10 protein-coding genes and 1 pseudogene are annotated in these 12,126 nt (G+C 48.2%); 1 reads left to right on the plus strand and 10 read right to left on the minus strand.

Going from position 1 to position 12,126, the window contains the following annotated elements:
• The 10 genes and pseudogenes from ACLTD4_RS17055 to ACLTD4_RS17100 all read right to left on the minus strand — a co-directional run.
• Positions 1-340 (minus strand): annotated as a pseudogene (locus ACLTD4_RS17055) (hydroxymethylbilane synthase); the annotation flags it as partial.
• Positions 333-983 carry a bifunctional precorrin-2 dehydrogenase/sirohydrochlorin ferrochelatase gene (locus tag ACLTD4_RS17060; RefSeq protein ID WP_117620915.1) on the minus strand — a complete coding sequence of 217 codons (651 nt, stop codon included), beginning with the start codon at positions 981-983 and terminating at the stop codon, positions 333-335. The pseudogene ACLTD4_RS17055 and the gene ACLTD4_RS17060, both read right to left, overlap by 8 nt.
• Before the next feature lie 407 nt (positions 984-1,390).
• Complete coding sequence (gene asrC / locus ACLTD4_RS17065) at positions 1,391-2,455, minus strand: sulfite reductase subunit C (protein WP_055656294.1); 1,065 nt, start codon at positions 2,453-2,455, stop codon at positions 1,391-1,393.
• A 19-nt stretch (positions 2,456-2,474) separates the two neighbouring features.
• The gene (asrB, locus tag ACLTD4_RS17070) at positions 2,475-3,266 is read right to left on the minus strand and encodes an anaerobic sulfite reductase subunit AsrB (protein ID WP_002600905.1); all 792 of its coding nucleotides are present in this window, start codon (positions 3,264-3,266) and stop codon (positions 2,475-2,477) included.
• Between the two features lie 18 nt (positions 3,267-3,284).
• Positions 3,285-4,319: an anaerobic sulfite reductase subunit AsrA gene (gene asrA, locus ACLTD4_RS17075; protein ID WP_117620916.1), complete on the minus strand. Its 1,035-nt coding sequence runs from the start codon at positions 4,317-4,319 to the stop codon at positions 3,285-3,287.
• 58 nt (positions 4,320-4,377) lie between these two features.
• Positions 4,378-6,255 (minus strand): aryl-sulfate sulfotransferase, encoded by a 1,878-nt coding sequence (locus ACLTD4_RS17080; protein WP_117620917.1) that lies wholly within the window; start codon positions 6,253-6,255, stop codon positions 4,378-4,380.
• A 105-nt stretch (positions 6,256-6,360) separates the two neighbouring features.
• Positions 6,361-8,223: an aryl-sulfate sulfotransferase gene (locus ACLTD4_RS17085; protein ID WP_117620918.1), complete on the minus strand. Its 1,863-nt coding sequence runs from the start codon at positions 8,221-8,223 to the stop codon at positions 6,361-6,363.
• 39 nt (positions 8,224-8,262) lie between these two features.
• The gene (locus ACLTD4_RS17090) at positions 8,263-8,574 is read right to left on the minus strand and encodes a thioredoxin family protein (RefSeq protein WP_002600909.1); all 312 of its coding nucleotides are present in this window, start codon (positions 8,572-8,574) and stop codon (positions 8,263-8,265) included.
• A 168-nt stretch (positions 8,575-8,742) separates the two neighbouring features.
• A complete protein-coding gene (locus tag ACLTD4_RS17095; protein ID WP_270466351.1) occupies positions 8,743-9,672 on the minus strand; it encodes an NAD(P)/FAD-dependent oxidoreductase in 930 nt (309 codons plus the stop codon).
• Between the two features lie 19 nt (positions 9,673-9,691).
• A complete protein-coding gene (locus tag ACLTD4_RS17100; RefSeq protein ID WP_055656304.1) occupies positions 9,692-11,167 on the minus strand; it encodes an SLC13 family permease in 1,476 nt (491 codons plus the stop codon).
• Positions 11,168-11,402: 235 nt separating this feature from the next.
• Between ACLTD4_RS17100 and ACLTD4_RS17105 the strand changes: the two genes are divergently transcribed.
• Positions 11,403-12,071, plus strand: coding sequence for a Crp/Fnr family transcriptional regulator (locus tag ACLTD4_RS17105; protein ID WP_412331437.1), 669 nt, complete (start codon positions 11,403-11,405; stop codon positions 12,069-12,071).
• Positions 12,072-12,126 lie beyond the last annotated feature (55 nt).

Here is a 12,126-nt window from a genome sequence, read left to right on the forward strand (position 1 = left end):
CGGTTCCTGTAGGCGTCATCAGCACGTCTCTCGGGTCCTCTCTCGGAGGCACGGCCACGATCCCCAGTCCATCCTCTAAATCCATGGGGAGATCCTTGGCGCTGTGTACCGCAAAGTCAATCTCGCCCTTTAACAGCGCCTGCTCGAATTCCGTCACAAAGACGCCCTTTCCGCCAAACTCCAGCAGGGGCTTATTTAAGATGCGGTCCCCTTCCGTCACTTTCGTCACTGTCTCGACCAAAAGTCCCGGCTGGACGCGTTTCAGCGCTTCCGCCACCAGTTCTGTCTGTACCATCGCCAGAGCGCTCTTTCTCGTCCCGATACGAATCATCTTATTCATGGTCTTTCTCCAATTCCTCTAACTTTCTGTCAATCAACTGCTCTGCCTGTTCCCTGGTAAATGTTCCGCCCTGACGGATTCCTTCCTCAACCATCTCTTTAAAGACCGCGGTTCTGACAGAAAGGATGGGTACCCGCTCCTTCACCAGCTCCCGGTACGTCCCCAGTTCTGCAGCCAGTCTCCCGAAGCCCTCCGGAATCGCCGCACGGAACTTTGCCTTTAAATACTGTGCGATGGTGGGGCTGCTTCCGCCGGTGGAGATTCCCACGGTAATATCCTCGTCCTTGATCAGAGCCGGGAAAATAAAGCTGCATTCCTCCCTGACATCCACCACATTCACCGGAATCCGCCGTTCTCTGCAGACCAGGGAAATCCGCCGGTTCAGTTCTTCATCCGCCGTGGCCGCGACCACAAAATCCACGCCGTCTAAGTCTTCCTCCTGATACTCCCGGCAAAGAAGCGTTACCTTACCGTCCGCAGTTTCGCCGTACCGTACCATACGGTCCGTCATCTCAGGGGACACGACGACGATCTCCGGTCCGTAGTCCAAAAGAACCTCTACCTTCCGGCAGGCAACGATTCCGCCTCCGACGATTAAGCATCGCTGCCCCTCTATATCCATAAAAAATGGGAAATATGCCATTCTCTTCCTCTTCTTTCTGTGTTTTAAGACCTATCTATTTTATCATAAAATTCTCATTTAGAACAGATGTATAAAACAGGGGTTTTGTAACAGATGTATTGAAACGGGAAAATATAACGATAAAAAAAGCGGGAGTAATTGAGGGAAAATTGGACTCACTTTTTGGATAAGGGATGTGAGGGGGAATTTTATACCAATTTTCGGGGTGCGTGCCTGGGAGAAGTCCATGGGGATGTCTCTAAGGAGGCACAGTACGCTCAATTTTCCTGCTTTTTTATCGTAACAAATCGCGCCGGGTATCTTTACAGCGTATATCATGTGCAGCAGCTCTGCGTACCCCGGTGTTTCAATGAAACAGGGAGGGCGCGGTGGTCTGATGTAGATGGCGCGCCCTCCCTTTCCATTATTTATTTCTGTGTAAATGTATAGTTTGCTGTTTCAGCCGGGCCGGCATGCTTGTGCTGGGAGATCGGCATAACGTGCATATTGCCTCTCTGCTCGTTCTCAGCCCAGTAAATATCGTCTGCCATCTTAGCTTCCGGATTGAATTCAACACCCTCGAAGATATGCTTTACGAACTCTTTGTATCCGACACGGTCGATTAAGTGACCGCCATGTAAGTACTCCGGCTTGTAGTCTAACGCCCATGCGGAGAACTTCTGCCAGTTTCCGAACATGCCTAAAACAACATCCTCGGTTACCCAGTTTAAGAACAGCTTGCCTGCACGCGGATTCTGCTTGCCGGTACGGCCGCCTAATGTTACGCGGTAAAGCTTCTTGGTGCCTCTGGTCCATGCGCCTGTCGGGCAGATCAGGGAACATTCGCCGCAGCCTACGCAGCAGCATGCGTCCTTGTCAATCTTTCCGTTGGCATTCAGGCTTAATACGCCTGTTGCATGGTGCTCACACGCCTCCACACAGGAGCCGCATCCGATACAGCGGTCAATATCATAAACCTGCTTGTTGACACCCATAACACCGAAATCGTTAAAGTTTGCCTTTACACAGTCGTTTGGACATCCTGCGACAGCTACCTTGATGTGGTAGTGGGACGGGAAGATCAGTTTCTCGATCTTGCGGGCCAGCTCATAGGTGTTGATGTTGCCTTTGATACAGTGTGCGTTGCCGATACAGGACATGATGTTACGGGCGCCGATTGTCGGGTAGCCGTAGTCATCGGATTCCATATCCACGTTACACATCTCGATATCAACATCGGAGATGTATTTCTTGATGTATTTGTTTACTTCTTCGATATTCTCAAATTTGATTCCAGGAATATTTAAGGTCTGTCTTGTACCCATGTGGAAGGTGCCGTTGCCCCATTTCTCACAGATTTCCTGAACCATGGTTAAGTGTTTCGCTTCGATTAAAGCGCCCGGAACACGGAGCTGAAGCATGAACTCTCCCGCTACTTTTGACTGTCTGAAACAGTTGATACGTACTTTTTTAATATCAATATCGTGATTCATTCTCTATTCGCTCCTTTCCTTAGTCAACCAGATATTTGGCCTGTGTATAGTTGAATACCGGGCCGTCTAAGCAAACATAAACCTCGTCGATACGGCAGTGGCCGCATTTACCGACAGCACAGGACATCTTACGCTCGAAGGATACCCAGATCTTCTCTTCCGGAACGCCGCATTTAACAGCTTCCAGGCCTGTGAACTTCATCATTGGCGGCGGTCCTACGATTACTACTTCGTAATCGCCGTCAAACTCGGAAAATGGAACCTTGGAAACGAACTCGGTTACGAAACCTGTGTTCCAGCCTTCCTTCTGATCTCTGTCCAGTGTATAGAATGTGGTAAATCTGTCATGCCACTTATCAAGGTCGTTCTTGAAGATGATGCCTTCCTCGTTCTTGAATCCGCTGATTAAGGTTACGCTCTTTACGTAATCAGGATTGTCATAGAACATGTTTAACATGCTCTTTACAGGAGCCAGACCAGTACCGCCTGTGATAACTACCACATGCTTGCCCTGGAACTTCTCTACCGGCCAGCCTTTTCCGTAAGCGCCGCGAAGGAATAAGGTATCGCCGGCCTGCTTCTCGAAAATCTCATCGGTTACTTTACCTACGGAACGGATCGTGAAATCCATCCAGCCGTCGCCGAAAGAGCTGACGGAGATAGGAGCCTCTCCTACCTTCGGAATGGAGAGCTGTAAGAACTGTCCGTGCTCCGGTTTAATATCGGTTGCAACTTTAAATGTATATTCATGTAAGCTTTCTCTCTTAACTTCAAGAATCTTGCATGCAACAGGTTTTACTATGTTATTCATCTCTTCGTCCACCTCTCCCTATTTATTCTCTTCTGCAACGATTTCATCGATCGCATTCGCCATCTTCTTTACAGTAGCAGCGATGGAAATGTATTCTGGACAACGGTCGATACATCTGCCGCAGCCTACGCACATATGGTAATCCTGGAAACGTTCCTTGTAATCATGGAATTTGTGAAGCACTTTAAAGCGCATTCTGTCTCCGGCTGTGTTGCGGAAGCTCATGCCGCCGGCCATATCGGAGAAGCCCTTAACCTGACAGGAAGCGGTTGTTCTCTTTCTCTCGCCAACGTTGGCATTTTCATTGTAGATGATGTCTGTGGTGGTGAAGCAGGTACAGGTGCTGCAGGCTACGGTACAGGCACCACAGGAGATACAGCGCTTATTGTATTCATTCCACATCGGGTGGTTCTTTAACTTGGTTAATACTTCCTTGTTCGGAATCTCCGGAACTTCAACGGTCAGCTGATTCTTCTCTACGTATTCCGGCTTAAATCCGGTCTCGTTCTTGCCTTCGAAGTAAGGAGCGAACGCATCGTCCTTCACATCCAGGCTTAACTCGCCTTCGCCGAAGCGGACTGCCATGGAGTAATCCTCGGACTTGTTGGTACCCATGCTTACGCAGAAGCAGGTATCCCAACCTGTGGTACATTCCATCATGACAATTTTCACTTTCTCGTTCATGCGCTTATAGTACATGTCCTCGAAGCCGCCGTTGCTTAAGTAGATCTTCTCCTGATGATGCTGTGCATGAATATCACACGGTCTCATGAAGATTAAAAGCTTCTTGTCTGTAGCCTTGCTCTCAATGTACTCGTCCTCTGTGAAATAGAACAGGGATTCTGTGATCGGGCTTAACACTTCTTTTGCAGGGAAATCGGACTTATCCATGTACTCGATCTCTTCTACAGTGTTAATCTTGTCATACTTGATCATATCGGTGTCGGAATATCTTCCTTTTCCTACAAATCTTTTCGGTGCCCAGATTTCGTATTCATCCTGGAGCGCTGCAAAGATCTTGTTCGCTTCTTCAAAGCTTACTTTGTAACCCATTGAGTGTATCCTCCTTTTTTTGACTCCTTCAGTCTCGTTGGTATGATAAAGAAATTGTTTAGAAGTTTACTGTAACTCCTGTATCATATTTCTTTTCATCGATGGTAACGGTAACTTTATATGTTCCTTCTATTCCCTCACTGCTGACAGGGAATTCCACGGCTCTCTCATCGTGTTCCAGGAATGTGCCTACGCACATGGCCAGGAACGGGCGCTTTGTGGTTGGAACAAAGTAGTGACGTGTCGGGCTTCCGTTTTCGCCCTCTAAATTCAGCATGACCAGCGTGCCCTTTTCAAAGCTTGCCTTAAATACAAGGCGGTCCGCTTCCTTTGCGATCTTCGTCTTATAGGAATCCGGGACCATGCCGCCGTCTTCCGCAGGTACTTCCGTCAGAAATTCCTCAGTCATACCGATACTTCCAAGAATCTCTCCGCGTCCGAAGGTCACTGCATCGCCCTCGTCGTATAAGTGGAGCTTCTCCGCACGGTAGTAGTTGGCCGGCAGATGCATCTCATACAGAACGACATCGTCCTTCACCTCTACGGTGATGGAACTGAGTTCAGCCGATCCATCGTCGATGGCCGCCGTCATACCTGCGCCAGGCATGTTCATCCATTCTCCGTTCAGCTTGCCGATACCGCCGGAATGAACGAGATAATGGCCTCTCTCATAGTACTCACAGTTGCATATGTAGCAGGAGAAGAACTCGGCGCCTCTCTCTTTTCCGTACTGCCATACCTGCTCGATTGTCATGTTGTCCGTGTCGATGTGATAGATCACGCCGCGGGAGAAGTTATCCTTCGCGTCCACGTAGTGTTCCTTCTCCTTGGAACGCCAGTGGCCGTTGTCGAAGCACATGATATCGCCGTTTGGAAGCACCATGCAGGCGTGCTGTTCATACTGCCAGTCGAAGTCCCCGCCGACCGGTTTGAAGAAATACTTCTGCATATCCTCCGGCCAGCCGGTCGGATCACCGATGATCCAGTTCAGCTTCCCGGTCTCAAAATCACGGTTGATGATGATATCCTGATGGCGTCCGGAGAAGGTAAGAGAATTCGTCTTCTTGTCGTACCATACTGCATTGTTATGGAACCAGTCGTGTGCATCCTGGCTTCCGGAGCCGCCGACCGGGTAAACAGGAAGCACATCCTGATGATCCCATTCCTTTAGGATCTCTCCGGTATTTCTGTCTACCATGACACATGCATCTTCTACGGTACCACGGGCCAGATACTGGGTCAAGATCAAAATATCTCCATTTTCCATCTCCCACTCATCATGGTGATAGCCGCCCGGAATGCGGAATTCCTTATAGATCTTTCCGATCATTCCCATCTCGTAGATGCCGGTGGTATGGTAAGGCGGAGCCACCAGACGGTCGGTTCCCACGAAAAGGCGTCCGTTGCGGACACGCTTTAAATCAAAGGCCAGATTCAGCGTGTTATACCAGCGCGCGTCCCCCGCATAGTCGTAAGCCGCCGTATAAGCCGGTGAAGTCGGACTCACCATCATGACGTTGTCTTCCATGTACTCCGGCGTGGTCCGGATGGAGGTTGGCTTCTTTAACTTTTCGGAAGCCTTCTCTGTCACGATCTTAAGAGTCGCGGTCTCCCCTGTGCTCAGCTCGATGACTACGGTATTATCATAGTCCGCGTACAGGCCGTATATCGGAAGAACCATCTTTCTTGCGTCTGATTTTGGGCGGTACATGTAATCTCCGGCCGCCTCTTTTCCTTTCACCGTAACCTTGGCGAAAGCCGGTTTTTCATTCTCAAACATGACAAGCGCGGTAAGAGGCGCAATCAGATATGGATTGAGCACAACGTAAGGATTAGCGATGGTATGGCTTTCCTTTCCGTACTCCTCCAGAAATTTTGATTCCGCCTCATACTGCTGGTCAATGATATGTTTTACTTCTTTGTATAAAACTCCCATAAACCCTCCTGAAAACCTGCGAAGGGGGGCGTCTTTAAATCGCGGCCCCCTCCTGCAGTCTTTATGTGTCTTCTTGCATCCTGTTACAGTGTCAGATCCTGATGATTAACAGCTGATCGTAACGCCTGTCTCATACTTCTTGTCATCGATGATAACACGAAGATCATAGGTACCTTTTAATCCTGTCTTATTAATGTTGGTTCTCGTATTTCTGTCGTCGGAATCGAGGAATGTACCGCAGCACATCGCCAGGAACGGAACCGCCGTAGTGGAGATGAAGTAGCGGTGAACCTCTTCGCCCTGCTCTAACAGAAGCATAACCAGCTGGCCTTTCTCGAAACGGGAGAAGAATGTGAAACGGTCGATCTCGTCTTCGATTCTCGCGTTGCAGCTCTCCGGAAGCATCTCGCCTGACGGTTCTAACGGGATCTCGGTATCGAATTCCTTCGTAACGCCCATCTCGCCTAAAATCTGGCCCTTGCCAAGCTCTAAGTTGATGCCGTCGCTGTATAATTTCAGCTTCTCGCCGCGGTAATAGTTGCCCGGTACATGTAAATCAAGCATCTTCTTGTTGTCACAGATCTCAACCGTAATACTCTCCAGACGGCCGCCCTGATCCTTTGCAAATGCACCCAGCGCCTCGGAAGGATTGCCTTCTGTGTCGTATGCGATACCGCCGGAATGAACCATGTAGTGTCCTTCGTTGTAGTACTCTACGTTACAGATGTATGGGGAGAAGAATTCTGCTCCTCTGTCCTTGCCGTACTGCCATACCTGCTCGATGGTCATGTCATCGGTGTTGATTTTGTAACGGACGCCTCTGGAATAGTTATCCCTGGCCGCCAGATATTTCTCCGGGTTCTTGGAACCGTAGTGATGGTTGTCGAAGCACATAACATCGCCGTCAGGTGTGATGACGCAGGCGTGCTGCTCGTACTGCCATCCGAAGTTATTGCCGACTGGTTTGAAGAAGTACTTCTGCATCTCTTCCGGCCATCCTTCCGGATCGCCGATGATCCAGTTCAGTTCTCCGGTCTCATAATCGATGTTTACCATGGAATCGATGTGACGTCCGGAGAAGGTTAAGGAATTGGTATTCTTGTCGTACCATACGGCGTTGTTGTGGAACCAGTCATGGTCAGACCAGCTGCCGGACTTGCTTACCTTCTTTGGATCGAGGAACTTCTTGTAGTCCCAGGTCTTTAATATCTCGCCTGTGTTGCGGTCGATCAGAACGCACATATCTTCTACTGTCTCGCTGGTTAAATCGTCTGTCAGACTTAAGAGATTGCCGTCCTCCATCTCGAACTCATCGTGATGGTAGCCGCCCGGAAGACGGAATTCCTTGTAGATCTTTCCGCATGGGCTGATCTCGTATAAACCGGACATATAGTAAGGCATCTGGATTACCCGGTGGGAACCCATGATTAAGTTGCCGTTTTTCAGTCTCTTCACATCGAATACACATGGAATCGTCATATGCCATCTTGCATCGCCTGCGTAGTCGAATCCAACTGCCAGATCCTCGCCTGCCGGAGATACTAAGATGATGTTGTCCTGTAAATACTCAGGAGTCGTATCCATGGAATAGATTACTTCCTTGCCGTCAAACACATCCGGTACATCGATGGTGATGATGTTGGACTCGCCGCGGTAAGCTCTGATCTCAACTCTGTTCTGATAATCGGAATACAGACCTACGATCGGAAGCACGTGCTTCTTTGCCTTCGGGAATGTGTGGCTGATATTGCCCTGTGGTGTCTTGCCAAGCACGGTAACGGTGATGGCTGTTTCTTTTTCTGTATGGAAACATACAACTGCGGATAACGGATTGACAAGATAAGCGTTATATTTTACGAGCGGATTGGCAATTGTGTAATTACCTGCTTCGAATTCCTTTAACATCTCCTGCTCTGCTTCGTACTGTCTGTTTACAATATGATCTTCAAATGAATATTTTACTGACATGATGATACCTCCCCGTATCTGTTCTTATTCGTTAGGTTCTTATTTGTGTTCTTCTACCAGCTTGATGATAACCGGTTTCTGCTGTAAGCCCTGAAGACGTCCTACTTCCTCGCCTTCCTTTAAAAGAACCAGGGTTGGGTATCCTGTCACGCCATATTCTGCTGTCAAATCTTTATTCTGGTCGAAATCAACCTTTAAAATGGTTAAGTCGTCGCCGAATTCCTTCTCTACGTCTTTCAATACAAATCCCAACATCTTACAGGGTCCACAGGTGGTTGAAAAAAAGTCCGCCAGTACCAGGCCTTTTCCGGCCAGTTCCTTAAATTCTTCGCTGTTTACTTCCTTTAACATAATCTTTCTTCCTTTCCTTTTGTATGAACTCCACACTGTTTTCCCATTCTAAACATACTAATTCTATTTTATTGCAAAATAACAATAAAGTAAAATTCTAATTTTTTATCTTACAATAAAATTTCGTTATCGTTCGTCACAGGAAAACAGGCGGGCATGAATCGTTGTTTAATCTTCTAAATTCTGTACGTAGTGGGAAGCTTCCTGAGCTGCGATCGCGCCGTCCGCACAGGCAGTAATTACCTGGCGCAGGTTCTTGGTCACACAGTCTCCGGCTCCGTAGATACCGGCTGTCTTTGTATGCATCTTCTCGTCTACTTCCACATAGCCGAACTGGTTTAACACGCCTAAATCCTTTAAGAATTCTGTGGTTGGTGTGAGTCCGATATATTCGAATACGCCGTCACAGGAAACCGTGTTCTCCTCGCCGGTCTTCGTGGACTTGAAATGAACGCCGGTCAGCTTCGTGTCTCCGGTAAATTCCAGGATATCCTGGTATGGATAAACGGTTACGTGGTCCATGGCGCGAAGCTTGTCACAGGCCATCGGATCAGCCGTCAAATCAAACATGGTTACAATCGTCAGCGATTTTACGATACCGGCAAGGAATATGGATTCCTCCACCGCGGAATTGCCTCCGCCGATTACCACAACGTCACGGTCGCGGTACTGGGCTCCGTCACAGATGGCGCACCAGCTGATTCCATTGCCGCGGAACTTATCTTCTCCCGGGATATCGAGGCATCTCGGTCTCGTTCCGGTAGCAAGGATAATGGCCTTCGCCGTGAATTCCTTGTCATCCTCCTCACAGAGGACTCTCTTTACTTTTCCTTCGTCTGTGATGCTCTTTACCGTGCCGTAGTCGAACGCGATATTGTCAAACTGCTGTGTATGCTCAAACATCTGATACGCAAGCTCTGCTCCGTTGATCGTTCCGACCCCCGGATAGTTCTGAATTTCATTCGTATTGATAATCTGTCCGCCCGGGGCCAGCTTGTCGAGAAGCAGAACATTCATATCCGCTCTCGCCGCGTAGATTGCCGCCGTCATACCGGCAGGACCCGCGCCAACAATAATTACATCATACTGTGCCATGATACATAACTCCTTTCTAAACTTACATTAACAGATTTGCTAACGGGACACCGATCACAAGAACGATAATCAGTTCCAGAATTACGAATGGAATCGTATACTGGTAAACGTACTTGGTCGGAACCCATTCCTTGTTGCTGTGCAGGATCGCCGCAAACGGGGAAGCTGCCGGCGTAATAGCCGCCGATAACAGTACAAAGATAATTAACAGCGTAACGATCGGTGCCGGGTTGGCTCCGGTCTGTGTACAATATGTAACGATAACCGGCTGCAGAATCATACCGATTACCAGGCTGTTGCAGAGGTTGGTTAAGAGAACCGCCATCGCCATTAAAAGAACGGTGAAGACCATCGGTGACATTCCCTGGAAAATCGGGGAAAGTACGACGCTTAAGAAAGCGGAAACACCGGTATTGTCACTGGTCAGCACGCTTCCCAGCAGGATCGCGGCAACGATGATAAAGTATGCTCCCCAGTTAAAGTTGGTGGCCATGACCTGCGGAATCTCTAAAACGCTCTTTCCTTTAATACGGATCGCTCCCAGAACGGCTACCATCAGAAGAGCCAGACCGAGGCTGTTGGAGGAAAGAAATGCCATTCCCGGTAAAGTTGGGAAAAGGCTCGGAAGAAGCATGCCCAGAATCAGAATCACAAAGCTTATGCCGATGACCTTCTGTCTCGGTTCCATAGGCGGAAGCGGATTCTTATTCAGCATATCAACATCGTAATTCTTTAACTTTGTCACATCCGGGCGAATGACAAACTTTGCAAACAGGATATTGGCTACGATCATAATAAGACCAAGTATAATGGCCACGGCCATGTAAGCCGCATTATTGACAACAATCGGACCTCCCGGAAGGTTTGCCGTAATGTTGGTAAAGTTTGTGAGCAGCGCCAGACCATTCTGAGCGAACGGTGCCATAGGGAAACCGATCAGAGCTGCGACAACCACCAGCGTCAGCATGACACGAGGCAGCGCATCGCCCTTCTTATAACCGACTTCCTCAAATACATCATAGAGGACTGGCCAGAATAAGAAAATCGCAGTAAACGGGCTGATAAAACCACCGAGGAAGTAGCAGCCTATACAGATTACGAACATCAGCAGCCAGGGCTTGCCATTCGTGAATTTTCTCGTTAAAAAGAAACGGCCTATGTAAAGCGTGATCTTATAATATACAAGACCGCCTGCCATGATCAGCAGGAAAAATACCTGAGCCACAACCGGTGCTCCAAATGCTTCCTTAAGCAGCCCCGCCATCGGCATATAATTGGATAAGCCAACCATAGCGATGGACATCAGGCTCCCCCAAAGCGGATCTACGAATGTCCAAAGATAAAGTGTTCCGATAAAGATTCCCAATACTTCCATACCAACCGAAGTAACTTCCGGGAGATTCAGCGGGAGGAAACGGAAAAATACCATAATTCCTACACCGATCAGAGAATGAATTAAAAACATTTTTTCTCTCTTACGCTCATTTTGATTCGCCATGTCTTGAAACCCCTTTTCTACCATATTGTGAAAAATATAACAATAAGGGCACAATAAGACCCGAAAGCATCTCTTTTTTACTTTTCCGGCTCATTTACTCCCCTGCATTGTTGATCTAATTTTATCATATATCTGCTTATAGAAAAATAACACAGGTTATAAATCTGGTTATTTTGACAAAATTATGATATACTAAATCCGATCTTTTATTACTATCGCAAGGAACGGAGAAAACATGAAAGAATCGCTCTTAAAAATCATCACAGACAGCGGAACGCGTATCACAATGCCGAAAGACATTGTTCTCAATAAAAAGTATGACAAGTATATATCAAACTACGTGTATCTATTAGAAGAAGGCATCTGTGCACTCAACAGCATCACGAAGCAGGGAGAGGAAAAAGTATACTTATACTTCCGCCCGTACCGCCTCATCGGCTTTAACCAGTTTGTCGTCAGCGCCGAACGGCTCAATGCCAGCGCGCCGGAATTTTCGGTGGTTACCAAAACCACCTGCACCCTGTACCAGATCCCCTACTGCACCTTTCAGGAGCTGGTCCTGAGCAACCGGGAATTTAACGCGTTTCTCATGGAGACGCTGGCGGACAATTATAATGACGCCCTGATCCATTTCCACTTAATGCAGGAGGAATCGGTCGTGGTCCGGCTGTGTCATCTGCTTTTTGAAGTATCGCAGCTCAGAGGCGGGATGCGGGTCGTCCCCCGTTTTTTTACATACGCCGAGATGGCCAAGTATCTGGGGTGCCACTCCGTAACCGTGTCGCGGATCATGGCGAAGCTGAAACAGCAGGGATTTGTGACGAAAACGCCGTCGGGAATTGCGATTGAACAGGAGGATGCGCTGCAGGAACTGATCAATTCGGACTCCCGCTTTCAGTATTAAAAAAGACGTTGTTTCCAGACCGGTGAAGCCGATCGGAAACAACGTCTTTCTACAT

The organism is Hungatella sp. (assembly GCF_046966825.1).